The sequence below is a fragment of the Phaeobacter sp. HS011 genome (genome assembly GCF_018101215.1).
GTDB classification, from domain to species: domain Bacteria; phylum Pseudomonadota; class Alphaproteobacteria; order Rhodobacterales; family Rhodobacteraceae; genus Phaeobacter; species Phaeobacter inhibens.
In genome coordinates this window covers 355,626-369,062 of record NZ_JAGEUF010000003.1, presented here as the reverse complement: position 1 = coordinate 369,062, position 13,437 = coordinate 355,626, and the positions used below count along the sequence as shown (strand labels likewise).

At 53.7% G+C, this 13,437-nt stretch carries 13 protein-coding genes; 6 read left to right on the top strand and 7 right to left on the bottom strand.

The window, feature by feature from the left end; all coding sequences use genetic code 11:
- The first annotated feature begins 157 nt into the window (after nt 1-157).
- Nucleotides 158-868, top strand: coding sequence for a tyrosine-type recombinase/integrase (locus tag J4721_RS07770; protein WP_247655940.1), 711 nt, complete (start codon nt 158-160; stop codon nt 866-868).
- Between the two features lie 270 nt (nt 869-1,138).
- On the opposite strand, the gene J4721_RS07765 is transcribed toward J4721_RS07770, so the two are convergent.
- Genes J4721_RS07765 through J4721_RS07755 form a run of 3 tightly spaced genes read right to left on the bottom strand, consistent with a single transcriptional unit; the run spans nt 1,139 to nt 3,705 of the window.
- The gene (locus J4721_RS07765) at nt 1,139-1,630 is read right to left on the bottom strand and encodes an asparaginase domain-containing protein (RefSeq protein ID WP_044040752.1); all 492 of its coding nucleotides are present in this window, start codon (nt 1,628-1,630) and stop codon (nt 1,139-1,141) included.
- Nucleotides 1,631-2,545 (bottom strand): ornithine cyclodeaminase family protein, encoded by a 915-nt coding sequence (locus J4721_RS07760; RefSeq protein WP_014875131.1) that lies wholly within the window; start codon nt 2,543-2,545, stop codon nt 1,631-1,633.
- Between the two features lie 11 nt (nt 2,546-2,556).
- On the bottom strand, nt 2,557-3,705 hold the full coding sequence (locus J4721_RS07755) for a DSD1 family PLP-dependent enzyme (RefSeq protein ID WP_211002352.1): 1,149 nt from the start codon (nt 3,703-3,705) through the stop codon (nt 2,557-2,559).
- Nucleotides 3,706-3,795: 90 nt separating this feature from the next.
- Here J4721_RS07755 and J4721_RS07750 point away from each other — a divergent pair, with 90 nt between their 5' ends.
- A complete protein-coding gene (locus tag J4721_RS07750; RefSeq protein ID WP_211002492.1) occupies nt 3,796-4,722 on the top strand; it encodes a LysR substrate-binding domain-containing protein in 927 nt (308 codons plus the stop codon).
- A 172-nt stretch (nt 4,723-4,894) separates the two neighbouring features.
- Nucleotides 4,895-5,344, top strand: a complete 450-nt coding sequence (locus tag J4721_RS07745; protein ID WP_102854914.1) for a GNAT family N-acetyltransferase — start codon at nt 4,895-4,897, stop codon at nt 5,342-5,344.
- A gap of 538 nt (nt 5,345-5,882) precedes the next feature.
- Here J4721_RS07745 and J4721_RS07740 read toward each other — a convergent pair.
- The 3 genes from J4721_RS07740 to J4721_RS07730 all read right to left on the bottom strand — a co-directional run bounded on the left by J4721_RS07740 (nt 5,883) and on the right by J4721_RS07730 (nt 9,043).
- The gene (locus tag J4721_RS07740) at nt 5,883-6,503 is read right to left on the bottom strand and encodes a LysE family translocator (protein ID WP_211002353.1); all 621 of its coding nucleotides are present in this window, start codon (nt 6,501-6,503) and stop codon (nt 5,883-5,885) included.
- A gap of 252 nt (nt 6,504-6,755) precedes the next feature.
- The gene (locus J4721_RS07735) at nt 6,756-7,895 is read right to left on the bottom strand and encodes an amidohydrolase family protein (RefSeq protein ID WP_211002354.1); all 1,140 of its coding nucleotides are present in this window, start codon (nt 7,893-7,895) and stop codon (nt 6,756-6,758) included.
- 21 nt (nt 7,896-7,916) lie between these two features.
- Nucleotides 7,917-9,043 (bottom strand): IS3 family transposase gene (locus J4721_RS07730; protein WP_156875473.1). Its coding sequence is split into 2 segments (ribosomal slippage): nt 7,917-8,779 and nt 8,779-9,043, totalling 1,128 coding nucleotides; the frame shifts between segments, so codons are not numbered across the junction.
- Nucleotides 9,044-9,228: 185 nt separating this feature from the next.
- Between J4721_RS07730 and J4721_RS07725 the strand changes: the two genes are divergently transcribed.
- Nucleotides 9,229-9,999 (top strand): DeoR/GlpR family DNA-binding transcription regulator, encoded by a 771-nt coding sequence (locus J4721_RS07725; protein WP_158525062.1) that lies wholly within the window; start codon nt 9,229-9,231, stop codon nt 9,997-9,999.
- Nucleotides 10,000-10,691: 692 nt separating this feature from the next.
- Here the strand turns inward: J4721_RS07725 and J4721_RS07720 are convergent.
- On the bottom strand, nt 10,692-11,696 hold the full coding sequence (locus tag J4721_RS07720; RefSeq protein WP_211002355.1) for a LysR family transcriptional regulator: 1,005 nt from the start codon (nt 11,694-11,696) through the stop codon (nt 10,692-10,694).
- A 134-nt stretch (nt 11,697-11,830) separates the two neighbouring features.
- Here J4721_RS07720 and J4721_RS07715 point away from each other — a divergent pair, with 134 nt between their 5' ends.
- Both J4721_RS07715 and J4721_RS07710 read left to right on the top strand, forming a co-directional pair.
- Nucleotides 11,831-12,313 carry a luciferase family protein gene (locus J4721_RS07715; RefSeq protein ID WP_102850059.1) on the top strand — a complete coding sequence of 161 codons (483 nt, stop codon included), beginning with the start codon at nt 11,831-11,833 and terminating at the stop codon, nt 12,311-12,313.
- A gap of 30 nt (nt 12,314-12,343) precedes the next feature.
- Complete coding sequence (locus tag J4721_RS07710; RefSeq protein ID WP_211002356.1) at nt 12,344-13,423, top strand: ABC transporter substrate-binding protein; 1,080 nt, start codon at nt 12,344-12,346, stop codon at nt 13,421-13,423.
- Nucleotides 13,424-13,437: the final 14 nt, after the last annotated feature.

The following is a 13,437-nucleotide window of genomic DNA, read 5'->3' as shown; positions in this document are numbered from 1 at the left end:
GCAGCATCCGTCAAACTGGGCTCAGAGCGGCCCTATGCTTGTGCGGCAACGTCCGACGTTGTGCGCCTCTGACACCTGCCATTCCTTCAGATTGTAGGGTTGTCCTGTCAGCGCGGTGCTGATGATTGGGTATGGAGGGAGGATCTGAGGGCATATCATGCCAAGAGTCCAACTTCCTGCAGTCACCCCAAAGCGCAAAGCCTGGAACAAAGGACGCATTATTGGTCAGAAGCGGCCCCTGTTGCCAAAACAGGTCCGGGCGATCCGAGCGCGGCTCGAACTGGCGGGTTATCTACGCGATCTGGCCTTGTTTAACGTCGCCATCGACAGCAAGCTGCGTGGCTGTGATCTGGTCAAACTGGCTGTTTCAGACCTTGTCAAAGATGACCGCGTTCGTGAACGCGTGTCGGTGATCCAGAGCAAGATCAAGCGGCCGGTCCAGTTTGAACTGACGGAAAACACGCGTGAAACCGTCTTGGCCTGGATAAAATCACCCGAGATGCTCGCGTGTCGGTTTATGTTCCCGAGCCGCTTCCATGACCGCCCACATATCTCGCCTCGCCAGTATGGACGGCTTGTTCGTGATTGGGTCACGGCGATTGGGTTAGAGCCAAGTGGATATGGCACCCATTCGCTCCGTCGGACAAAGGCAGCGGAAATCTACCGAAAGACCGGCAACCTCCGCGCGGTCCAACTGCTGCTTGGTCACACAAAGGTCGACAGCACAGTGCGCTACCTTGGCGTCGAACTTGAATATGCCCTGAGCATCGCTGAGCGTATCGACATCTGGGCTAGCTTGGCGAATGGTCCGGCCGTTCGCCGTCTCGAAGCAGTTGCCCGTCAGCTACGCGGCGATGGTCAGTGCTGAACCCAGAATTACGGATACTGCGATATGAATAAACGTCCGCCGACAGTGGAACTTTCATTGAGTACGGTGCAAGCGTAGCGTTGATGAACTGAAACGATTACTCCATTCTGGCGCGAATGGGAGTCAGTTTAAGATATGCGGAACTACCTCAATAGATGCGTGTCGGGGTTACGAAAATCCCGCTCATAACTTGACCGAATGTTTTCCGTCGGCTCCGCGATGCTGTGATCTTTTTGTAGCGGCAGCGGTAATCTCATCTAAGAAATGAGGTCAGTCGTCGAAGCGACCTAGCGCTGTATTTTTCCTCAGCGCACCCGCCGGGAAAACGCGACCATTCATAACGCCCCAAACGCCCGACTCCAGAAGCTGAGCTGCGATAACCGCGCTGCCGAGATTGAAATCTCCATCTGATGCCGAAAGTGAAAACGGTCGCATTGCGCCTGTCAAGACAACGGTTTTGTCTGGAATCTGACCATCCAGAAACTGGGCTGTCACGTCCATTGTCCCTGTTCCATGCGTGATAATCAAAGCGTTTTCAGCGCTGTTGGAAGCGGTCTGAAGGATCGCCTCTCGATCTGCATCGTCAAAATCAAGGCTGTCCTTCAACATGAGAACTTCAACGACTGGAAAGTAGCAGCGACCAATCTTCAGCATTTGAGAGAGGTGACTTTCGCTGTTGCTCCTAAAGCTCAAAGCCTCGGTTCGTGTGTCATGAACCTTGTCGATTGTGCCACCTGTGGCAATGATCCGAAGTTCCTTCATCTAAGCGTCCAGCAGATCAAGGATGGTTTGCGCTACATAAAGGTCCTGGACAGATAGGCCAGAGCTGTCGAATACAGTAATGTCATCGTCGCCGGATCGGCCTGTCTTCAAACCCGACAGAACTTCACCAATCGCCGTCAGCTCTGCCGCATCCCTGGCATGTTGAAACTCACCGATCTGCCTCGATTGAGCGGGCAGATCGCAGAATAAACGGGCACGATCAAAGAGTTGGGGCGGTAATTCTTGTTTCCCTTTGGAATCTGATCCCATGGAAGCGACATGTGTGCCTGGTTGGACCCATGCAGCGTCGAACAATGGCGCATTTGCTGGCGTCACGGTGATGATAATCTCTGCCACGCGGCACGCCTCTTCAGCCTCCATCAATTCAGCGGCAATGCCTTCTTCATTGAGAGAAGAGACGAACTGCGTGCCTTTCTCGGGGTTTCTGGTAACCACCAAAACTCGTTGCAGGTCACGGATACGGGCAAGAGCTCTCACCTCGTACTCGGCCTGATGACCTGCACCAAACACGGCAAGCGTCTGGGCATCGGAGCGGGCAAGAGCATTGGCGGCGACGGCATTGGATGCTGCTGTACGGTAGGCGTTGAGCTTTCCGGCCTCGACCGCAGCCCTTATGCGTCCGCAGCTTTGATCAAACAAAAGAATGATCGAGTTGTGGCGGGGTATGCCAAGCGCATCATTGCCAGGCCAATAGGAACCGACTTTGAGGCCTGCTAATTCAGCGACAGCAGAAGACTTGATAGCATAGCTATTGGTGGGTTCGCTCCCATGTGCCAGAACCACAGGAAAAATCGTGGCACTGTCGCTCGCGGCTATCAGAGCGGATTTAACGGCATCATAAGCCATCTCATGGGACGCGAGCTTAGCCGAAACCTCTTCGGGGATGTAACGCATGGCTATTTCTCCTACCAACCGCCGAACCTTGGCCAGACAGATAAGTCGGCCTCATGATCTGCGGGAATGACGTTGTATTCAGTGAATTGTGCGGCCATGGCACAGGCATGGTTGGGCAAAATGCGAAGTCGGGTGCCCAGGGGGAGGGCGGGCAACTTGCCTTCGCTGCCTGGCCTGCGCGCGATGATTCCATGTTCCTGATTTGCTTTAATGACAATTAAGTCCGGGATCATCTGTCCGGCTTCATCACATACGACACCATAGCCTTGATCGATGCGTTGGTTTGCCGTGCCGCGGTCTTGCGATAATGCCATCCAACCTGCATCTACGATGATCCAACCTTTTTGGTGTTGGTGACCAAGAACAGTTGTGAGGACAGAAAGTGCGATATCATCAAGATCGCAAACACCGATTCCAGCCTGAACCAGATCGAAAAACGCATAAACGCCTGCGCGGACTTCGGTGACACCATCCAGTTTTCTGGCAGAATGTGCAGTTGGAGTAGATCCGACGCTCACGACGGGGCAAGGCATGCCAGCATCTTGCAATGCATTGGCAGACTGAACGGCAGCATCACGTTCTTGTTTGGCGAAAATCTCATGACCATGGCGGCCTTGGATTTCGTAGCTTTCACCCGCATGGGTGAGCACACCGCGAAGCTCTGAAGCCCCATCATGCAACACGCGACCGATCTCAAGCAAGACTGGGTCTCCGGGAACAACCCCGCTACGGTGACCGTCGCAATCCAGCTCGATAAGCGCAGGAATGGCCAACCCCAGACGGGCAGAAGCATCTGCGACGGCGTGGGCTTGCGCGACACTGTCGAGAACGACGGCGAGATCACAGCCCTTAGAGCGAATGGCCGCTACTCGGTCGAGCTTCTGAGGCGTGATCCCCACGGCATAGATGATGTCTTTGACCCCCGCCTCCGCAAAAACTTCGGCTTCAATGAGTGTCGAAACTGTGGCCGGACCAGAACCATCTGTCAGTAAACGGCGCGAGATTTCTGTAGACTTCACGGTTTTTAAATGAGGGCGCAAAGAAACACCCAAGCCGTCCACCTGTTTGGCAAGGCGTTGGATGTTCCGCATCATCTTGGTTTCATCAAGAACGAGTGCAGGGGTCTGTAAATTCTTGAGTTGGGTTTCAGCGAATGACATTGCGCCTCCTTTACGTAATGTCAGACTTTTAGCGGAAATTTTCGTCAGCCTCTATTAACATGAACTGCATCTTGCATTAAGTTGAACTTAATGCTTGAAACACCCGATCTAAAGTTCTTCACAACTTTGGCCGCGGCACCATCACTGGCTGCGGCGGCACGTGAATTAGAAGTGACGCCGTCTGCAGTTTCGCAACGCTTGGCGCAGATCGAAGCTCGGCTCGGTCTACGTTTGGTTGAAAGGGGTCGCGGCCCAGTCGTATTGACTGCAGAAGGGGACAGGCTTGTTCGCCGTGCCAAGACGGTTCTTACTGATCTGTCACGCCTAAACGATGAACTTGTGGGTTTACGCGGGGACGTAGCTGGCCCCCTTCGTATCATCGCCCCCTTTGGTTTTGGCCGTATCCACATCGCGCCAATCATCGGAAAACTTGCCCTGGAGTTTCCTAGCATAACACCAGACCTCGTGTTGAGCGATGACCCCTACGGCGCTGCTGCATCCGACAATTGGGATATAATCATCCACATCGGCCAGCTCGCTGATTCTTCATTAGTGCAACGAAAACTCACAGCCAATAAGAGGTTCCTTTGTGCAACACCGGATTACCTCAAAGCGCATGGAGAACCACGTCACCCTCAAGAGCTTCTCAAGCATGCTTGCGGTGTAATACGCGAGGATCAGGCTGATGTTACAATGTGGAGCTTCAAGGACCAAAAGGGCTCTCGCCACTCGATCCGAATTCGCCCGGCCTTTGCCAGCAACGATGGTGAGGTGGTCAAGGCTTGGGCCTGCCAGGGGCTGGGAATTGTAATGCGCTCAGAATGGAGCATTACAAGGGAACTAAGGGAAAATAAACTGAGGCTTGTCATGGAAGACTACACGCTTTCAAGCGCTGACGTTATTGCGCTTGTTAGTCCCAAATCACTTAGAACGAAACGTGTTGAGCACCTCATAGACAAACTCATTGAGGAATGCGCTTTGAACCGCCCCGGGATTATCGGAGGCTGTTTGGGTTGAGTTATTTTGCCATAGGATTTAGATCTTGCATGGGGTAGCGGTTTCTCGGCTTCTGCTGGTGGAAACTGCCCAATAAGCGGATAGCAATTCAATTCTTCGAGGCTTCAACCGCTTTATCGACGGCTGAAATTACCTCTATGTGCAAAGAAAGGCATCAACTTTGGAAACTATCATGACGAATGGTTCGCTCACGATCCGCCCTTATGACACAGAAGACAACGCCGTGTTGACCGACATTTGGTATTCAGCTTCGAGGGTAGCCCATCACTTTCTGGGGGAAGGCAAACTTCAAGAACAGCGGTCTTTAATTTCGAAACTATATCTACCCCAAGCAGAAACATGGGTGGCATGCATTGACGGGGCTCCCGTTGGATTCATGGGCCTGATGAATAACTTCGTTGGCGGCATATTTGTTTCTCCCGAAGCACAGGGCAAGGGAGTCGGCCAAGCGTTAATCGCATACGGTCTTGAGTTGAAGGGCGGCTTGAACTTGGACGTCTATGCTCTCAATACGCGCACCTGTGAATTCTACAAGAGATTGGGGTTTGTAGAAACTGATCGCAGGTCAACTGACAAAGAAGGACTTCCGTTCGAAGAGATATCTATGTACTTGTCCAATTGAGAACGTATTAGGGAGGTGGACTTCCAACCTTGAACTCGTTTCATCATCTTTTCGCATCGGTGCCACTGTTTTGAATCAGGTTCGAAACTGCATGTCTCAGGATTGGTTCTAGTGTCTAATTTCCGGAAGCTTCTCATACTTTGAAAAACGTTTTCCGCGCATCGCTGACCTAGAAAAAGACCGATGCATCGACCGGGATGGAGATACGGTTACCAATATCTGTTGTTAGGTGGTAGTTGTACCCGTCTTGAATGTCGCCTGTAGATGGCTTCTGCATTCCAAGCGTTTTCTGTTGATATTTGCGGTCCTTATTTGTCGGCATTGTCGTTTGGAGCGCGAGTCATCCACATCATCCAGTTTGGGTTGGGATTATCCATGACACTGGAACGCTGGACACCGGGTTTGTGGCTGCTGTCAGCGTAAGCTGCAGCGGCGACAATCGTTGGACAAAGTCACAAATGCTGCGCTCGTGATGAATGTTGGCCTTAGAATTGATTGGATAGCTACGGCGCGACGAACAGAAGGTTGGATAGCTGATTTAATTCCGCGCAGATGAAGCCGTAATAATGCCAGATGCGACCATTGCTCCAGCCCCGCACTTGTTCAGGACACCTAGAATCGGTGTGTCTTTGGCCCCTTTCCGAAGACCGCTTCCAGCAAAAGCACTTATGACTGCTGCAAGTATTGCGATGAAGCAAAACGTAGCACCCAATACCAGAAACTGGGGCAATGCTGCCGTTTTCGCATCGACAAACTGAGGTAGGAACGCAATGTAAAAGATCAGCGCCTTGGGATTAAGCACAGCCACCAAAAAAGCTGGCCAGAACAGGCTTTTCTTCCCAGAACGGCGTTCCTTGGCTTCCGTTGTTCCACCGGGATTTGACACCCAAAGACGTATGCCCAAATAGATCAGGTATGCTGCTCCTGTCAGTTTCAATGCAGTGAAGAGTTGTGCTGAGGCCAGAAGGATAGCACCTGCACCAAGAAGTGATACTGAGATCGATGCCACCAATCCGAGCGCTAAGCCGGGCAAAGCTAGAAATGCTCTATAAAGGCCATCATTTAGCGCGAGTCCGATCATGAAAAGCATTGCCGGACCCGGGACAACCATAAGGGCGGAACTTGCCAGCACGAAAGTCATGTAAGTTTCAAAAGTCATTGGCATATCCTCTCATCACGGATGGAGCTTACAAGTTGCAGTTTCAAAAGTCGACAATCGCTAAGCCCACTTGATATGCACACAAACGGGCTTTGTTTGGGACCGTTGCAGCAAAAGTTCTCTTTATTACGCCTTGTGTGAGTTTATTCGCCGTGCGGCGAAGGTCAGCAATGCCATTTTTTACCCTTGCCGACAGTGGAAAACGAGATCCGACTTTGGAGTCCCTAAGATTCTTAACGCAGGTTTTTGCGCCTATCCGCAACTGCCCCGTCGGACGCTAAACTTCTCTCCCCCCAAAAACACATCTTCGACCTCTAGAGTTTCTGAAAGTAGTATTACATCCGCAACTTTTCCCACCTCGAGACTTCCATAGTTTGAAGCAGTGCCCACAAGTTGAGCCGGGGTAAGGCTAGCCATCTTGATCACTGAATGAAGAGGTGCGTTGGTGGCGCTGGCCATCGTTTTGACCATATGATCCATACCATGCATCGAACTGGCGAGACCGCCCTTTGGGTCGCGTACGGTTTCACCGTCGCTTATTACTATGGTTCCAGTCTCAATCGGTCCAAAACGGTACTCTCCCGGCGGGCAATCGAGCGCGCGATTGGCATCCGTCACTAGGCAGAGCCTGTGGTGGCCAATCATGTCATATGCGAATTGCAGCAACTCTACTGAGAGATGAAAGCCATCCGCAATAATTTCGGTGCTCATTTCCTCGTTGTGAAGGACAAACTGTTCCATTCCTGCACGCATCGGTGTTCCAAAGCGTCCTCGCAAAGAAGACACTGAACTCATGGCGCACCAGAAATGATCCACATGGCGTATTCCCTCAGCGAACCCCAGCTCAAGTTCGCCCCAGTGCGCGTTCGAGTGTCCGCATGTGATAAAGCAACCAGCTCTTTGAGCAAATCGGTAGAAATCCAACGCTCCGGGCAGCTCCGCAGCACAGGTTGCAATACGAACGATGTTCTTTCTGAGGAAATATTCATATTCTTCCTGAACGGGATCGCGCCGGCCGTCGACAGAATGAACCCCTACTTTGTCTTCGGCAAAATAGGGGCCATAGAAATGGACTCCCGCTATTCTTGCACCGTCGCTTGTTTGCCAAGCGTTTTGAGCATCCTCACAGGCAGAGATCATTGCATCCAGTTCTTCGCTGGTGCCGGTGGTAGTCGTTGGAAACACGGTCGTTGTCCCGTGACGCGCATGACATCTGTTACTCTCGAGCACGGCATTTCTGTTGCCGTCCATGTAATCAGCATTTGCTCCGCCATGTACGTGAATATCTACGTATCCAGGAGAGACGAATTTTCCCTTGATGACATCGACGGACGGGAACATATTTTCCGCGCCAACATAGATTATGCGACCGTTTTTACTGAGTAGCCCCACTTGGGTGGTCCAAATTGAAAGTTAGTGCATGGTTGGCCTTTGGTCCATCAGGACGATGGCCTCTGGCGCAGGTGGGCGGTAGCCCAGAGCACTGTGGGGCCGTTTAGTGTTGTAGTGTTTTCTCCAGCTTTCGATAATGATCTGGGCCTCGCGTAGCGAATAGAAGATTTCACCGTTCAGCAATTCATCCCGCATCCGCCCATTGAAGCTCTCGCAGTATCCGTTCTCCCAGGGTGATCCAGGCTCAATGTATGCGGTCTTGGCCCCGACGGCTTTGATCCAGCCTCTGACGGCCTCAGCAATGAACTCAGGGCCATTGTCCGACCGAATGTATGCTGGCACGCCACGTAGGATAAACAGATCCGTCAGTGCATCGATGACCTCGTTTGCATTCAGCTTCCGCTTCACTCGGATCGCAAGGCATTCCCGGCTATACTCGTCCAGAATGTTCAATGTTCTGAAAGCCCTGCCATCATCCGTTCGGTGATGCACAAAGTCGTACGACCAGACATGGTTGCGATATGCGGGACGCAGCCGGACACAGGATCCGTCGTTGAGCCAGAGCCGTCCCCTCCTGGGCTGCTTCATTGGAACCTTCAGCCCCTCCCGCCGCCATAGACGTTCGACACGTTTGTCATTCACCTGCCAGCCAGCGTCCCGCAGAAGGGCTGCAACCCGGCGGTAGCCGTATCGGCCGTATTGACGTGTCAGCTCGATCATGTCGGCGACCAGGCGTTCCTCGTCAGCACGCCCCTGAGGCAGTCGCCGCTGTGTGGACCGGTGCTGGCCCAGAACGCGGCAAACGCGACGCTCGGAAACCGTCATCTGGCTGCGCACATGATCAATGCAGGCCCGGCGGCGGGAGGGGCTCAGAAGTTTCCCTTTGCGGCCTCGGACAGGATCAATTTGTCCAGTGTCAGGTCCGAAACCGCCCGGCGAAGCCGCTCGTTTTCCTTCTGCAGCCGCTTTAGTTCTTTAAGCTGTTCCGTGCCCATTCCGCCGTACTTCTTTTTCCAGCGATAGTAGGTCTGTTCCGTAACGCCGATCTGACGGATCGCATCTATGCGGGGCATGCCTTGCCCCATCAAGACTTCAACCTGCCGTAACTTCACGACAATCTCTTCAGGCTTGGGCCTCTTGGTCGCCATCTATGGTCCTCCGTTTCCTAATCATAGGGGCGGACCACTTCTTTGGGGGAGCCTCAAGGGAGAACAACGTCACCCCTAAACACAACCATGTTTTCCATGCGTTTTCCACTTTTGTTCACCAAGAGACTGCTTGCGTGTATATTCCGATTCGTGCACAAAAGTGCAATTGCGAGAAGGGGATGTCAATGCAAGCAACTGCGAGTCCAGACGAACGGCGGAGCTTCATCCTGAAGGCCTTGCAAGAAACAGGTCGACTTACCACCGCGCAGTTGTCTTCCCATTTCGACATTTCGGAGGACTCCGCGCGTCGCGATTTCCGAGAGCTTTCTGCAGAGGGAATGATTCAACGTGTTCATGGCGCTGCTCTTCCTGCTACGTCGGCATCACAGCCATTTAAGTCGCGCTACAAAGTCTCTTCGGGCACAAAAGCGCGGCTAGCTAAGTTGGCTGCGGCGAGAATTCGCGAAGGGCAAGTTGTTCTTTTTGACGGCGGAACTACCAATCTTGCTGTTGCCACCCAGATTTCAAAGACACTAGCGTTTTCGGCGATTACCAGCAGCCCTCAGATTGCAACAGCTTTGAGCGAAAGCCGTAATGTCGAAGTCATACTGCTCGGTGGCGTTTTCGATCCACGCAGCCAGATGACGGTCGGCTCGGCTGTGCTAGACGCTGTGCAACGAGTTAGGGCGGATGTCTGTTTCACAGGAGTTCATGGACTTGATGCAGAAATCGGCCTCACAACGCCGTACTACGATGAGGCGCTAACCAAAGCGGCGATGATTGCGGCTAGCAGCGTTGTCATCGCCGTTGCAACGAATGATAAGATAGGGTTCTGCGCCGCTCATAAGATTAGCGAATTGGATTCTGTTGACCTGCTTATCGCCGAGCGCTCAGAATCGGCGCACACCCAGCTCGAGGAAATCGAACATTGTGGCGTCGAAGTGGTGTTGGGCTGAAATTCCAAGAGCAGCCATTGGCGCAGTTACAGCGAAGGTTCGGAAAGTCCGCATCTGGAGGGTCGGACTAGGCAGCAGCGAAAGCTAGGTTTCGGATCGGGAGAAATTGGTGTCTGTCAATGACAGCTCTGGTGAAACGCTCTGCGTCGCAACACCATATGTGCAGCACATGCCAACCGATGCTGCGTCAGCGAAGGCCCAAAAGCGAATGTCGGAAAAGTCCCGCGACCTGTGAGTTGCCCTGAAAAACCTCGCTGCGCTGTGAACGGATGGCAGCAATGCCCGCCGCCTTGCGGCATCCTAGACCGAGCAACTGCAGCAAATTATGTGCTGCGAGCGCACGCAGCGAGAAAAGTCGACGACCGCCTTGGGCTCACGGCCGACTTGCGGCGATGCGGCGGCAGGGTTGCGGCGAAACTTCACCAAGACGCTTCTCCCACACGATGCCAGGCAGCCCGAAGCGGACATGGTGCCCAAAACCTCTTCTGGCAAAAAGCGGATCTTTGCGAAGACACCCGGCAGATGGAAAGGGCGGGACGAGGCCGCCGGTCGTCGCAGTCGCGAACAAGGCTGCGCCCATTGTCTGCTATTGGTGCCTACACCGCCAAAGCTCGTCTTAGTTTACGGCATGATCGAGCCCAATTCGCCTGGTGTTGTAAAGCAGACGATTGTAGGCTCTGCAGATCGTGCACTTAGAAGAAACCCTTGAACTCATCACGAATTTTTGCGGTCGCGAATTCGAAGAATGCATGAACTCTGGCGCTTCGTCTAATATCGGGATGTGCCAGCATCCAGAGACTTGTGTTGTTTTTTGGGTCGGGCGCGTGCAGCCGCTGCAGTTCCGGGCAGCTTTGGCCAAGGTAGCAGGGCAATACGGCTATACCGAGCCCTGCCCGGGCAAGATCGAACATTCCCATAACCGCACTGGTCAGTGTTACTGGCGCATGCTCCGCCTTGTGGGCCGCTGTAATCCGGTTCATTGGTGATTGCCGCAAGCTATCGTCCAGCTGCAGCCAGCGGTGCTGCTCCGGCGGCAGGTCCCGCATAGCCTCCACGTAATCCGTATGCGCATAGACCGCATAGGAAACCGGCAGCAGGTTGCGCCCTATCCAATGTTCGGGAGGGTTCATTGTTGGCCGCAACGCAATATCCGCGTCACGCTGCATCAGGTCTAGTGGCCGGGTTCCGGAGAGCAGGCGCAGTTCAACATCAGGGTATCTTTGCTGAAAACACCGGAACACTGGCGAAAACGTGTGCAGCAAAGAGTCTGTCGTCGTAACGGTAAGAATGCCCTCCAGGCGCAAATCCTGACCGCTCAGCTCGCGCTGAATAAGGGTCATGCGCTCCCGAAGCTTCAGCCCATGCTGAAGAAAATACTCCCCCGCCGCAGTCATGACATAGCCGTGCGATTGACGCTCGAACAGGGTGACGCCCAGCTTGCTTTCCACGTTTTCGATGCGCCGGAAAACGGTGGAGTGGTTCACTCCTAACCTGCGGGCCGCGCCGGACAGGCTTCCGGTTTCGCAGACGGCCAACACAAAGGGGATATCACTCCATTCAAAGTTTTGTGCGTTCATGCAAGATACTTTCACGATGATGCCTAATTCCCTTGCAAGTATTAACGCTTGAACTTCGCTCAGCAAGTTTTTCGCATTGGCAGAGGGTGGCCCGTTTTCTGGCGCAGCTCTGGTCAGCATTGAAAAACCCGGCCCGTGTGGGCGCGCCGAGATTTCTGTCTGTGCTTATGTGCAAGGCTGATTTGCTTAGATCGCCAATTCCTGTGCGCGCCCGCGCAATCTATCTTCTGACCACACCGAATTGGAGAAACGCCATGAGCAAAACACTGAACCTCCCGAAGCGCGTTGGTCCGAAACCCGATACGACCCACGGGCTGCCGCATTCCCAAATCACTCAGCACGGGCCTGATCACATCGTTGACCAGATGCGCGAGTGGGCCTTTTCCCTGCCGTGTGTCGAAAATCGCGATAGCCTTGTTTCCGTTCCCGGAGCCCGCGCCATGGTCATGCACGACGGAGCCGCCTGCAATCACGACGCCTTCATGATCGGCCGCGAGTTCGCTCACATCCACCCGCATCCGGACAATGGCAGCATGCATGTGCAACTGCCCCACCATGATGCCCTGGAAGTTGTCGAAAAAGGCTGGGGTGAGCACCACACTCTGGTCCTGGCAGGTCGCCGTCCAGTCGGGCTGGTGATGGTGTTTTCACCCCGTGATGAGGCTGAGCTGGACACCATTAAAACGATCCTCAGCCGCTCCTACGAAGCTGTGACCGCTCAGAAAATCGCAGCGTAATCCCCCAACCCATACAGAAAGGATAATCCAATGAAACACGCATTTATTGGTGCTGTTGCAGGAATTCTCTTTGCCAGTTCGGCACTCGCAACCGAAATCGAAACCAAATCGCTCGAAGAGCTTTATGCCGAAGCCGTTGCGGAAGGCGGCGAGCTGGTCATCCGCGCGGGCGGTGATAAGGACGATCAGGCCGACTACTACCTGGATATGTTCAAAGAGCGCTTTCCAGAAATCAATGTCACACACAGCGTTGACCTGAGCTTCTATCATGCATCGCGTTACGACAACGCCCGCAAGGATGCAGACAAGTCTGACGTACCGGACGTCATCCAGCTGCAAACGCTGCATGACTACGACTATTATGCCGAGCGCGGGTTGCTGGAAAGATACAAACCCAGGAACTGGGAGAAGGTTTACCCGGACTACAAGGACCCGCACGGGAACTGGGTTGGCCTGTTCGGCGTGGCCTTCACCAATGTGTTCAATTCGGGCCTGATCAATGAAGATGACGCTCCGCGCGATGCCTTGGATTATCTGGACCCGGCGCTGAAGGGCAAAGTCATTCTGACCTACCCGCACACCGATGACGCCGTTCTGTACCAGTTCTGGAACCTGAAAGAGCAATACGGCTGGGAGTATCTAGAACAGCTTGTTGCCACTGAACCGACCTGGGTGCGCGGCACGTCGATGCCCTATGTCGCGATTGACAATGGCTGGTACGGCGCGAGCTTCACGACCTCCTGGGCATTTGTGCCATTTGAAGGCAGCGATACACGGCTCGTATTGCCCGAAGAAGACTACTTCCTGACCTGGTTTCAGACCGCAGCTATCCCGACCGATGCAAAACACAAGGCGGCGGCCAAACTCTACCTGAACTGGATGCTGTCTGAGGAATTCCAAGGCAAGTGGCTGCAGTTCCCGGTGCGCATGGATGTTGAATCACCCGATGGCTACAAATCGCACCTGCACTACAACACCTCTCCTGCAGACTTCCACCGGTTCATGCTGAAACGCGATCAGGTCGAGCGTTTCCGCCTGCAGATCGAACAGCTCGTCGGTCCGGCTGAAGGTCCAGCCCCTCTCGAACTGGACTACAGCGTCAAACCATAACCCCGCTCACGGCT

Excerpts from the sequence above, each read along its gene's own strand:
- J4721_RS07755 (WP_211002352.1), bottom strand. The coding sequence starts at position 3,705 with ATGTCATTCGCTGAAACCCAACTCAAGAATTTACAGACCCCTGCACTC.
- J4721_RS07760 (WP_014875131.1), bottom strand. The coding sequence starts at position 2,545 with ATGCGTTACATCCCCGAAGAGGTTTCGGCTAAGCTCGCGTCCCATGAG.
- J4721_RS07745 (WP_102854914.1), top strand. The coding sequence starts at position 4,895 with ATGACGAATGGTTCGCTCACGATCCGCCCTTATGACACAGAAGACAAC.
- J4721_RS07710 (WP_211002356.1), top strand. The coding sequence starts at position 12,344 with ATGAAACACGCATTTATTGGTGCTGTTGCAGGAATTCTCTTTGCCAGT.
- J4721_RS07725 (WP_158525062.1), top strand. The coding sequence starts at position 9,229 with ATGCAAGCAACTGCGAGTCCAGACGAACGGCGGAGCTTCATCCTGAAG.
- J4721_RS07770 (WP_247655940.1), top strand. The coding sequence starts at position 158 with ATGCCAAGAGTCCAACTTCCTGCAGTCACCCCAAAGCGCAAAGCCTGG.
- J4721_RS07765 (WP_044040752.1), bottom strand. The coding sequence starts at position 1,630 with ATGAAGGAACTTCGGATCATTGCCACAGGTGGCACAATCGACAAGGTT.
- J4721_RS07715 (WP_102850059.1), top strand. The coding sequence starts at position 11,831 with ATGAGCAAAACACTGAACCTCCCGAAGCGCGTTGGTCCGAAACCCGAT.
- J4721_RS07720 (WP_211002355.1), bottom strand. The coding sequence starts at position 11,696 with ATGCTGACCAGAGCTGCGCCAGAAAACGGGCCACCCTCTGCCAATGCG.
- J4721_RS07750 (WP_211002492.1), top strand. The coding sequence starts at position 3,796 with ATGCTTGAAACACCCGATCTAAAGTTCTTCACAACTTTGGCCGCGGCA.
- J4721_RS07740 (WP_211002353.1), bottom strand. The coding sequence starts at position 6,503 with ATGACTTTTGAAACTTACATGACTTTCGTGCTGGCAAGTTCCGCCCTT.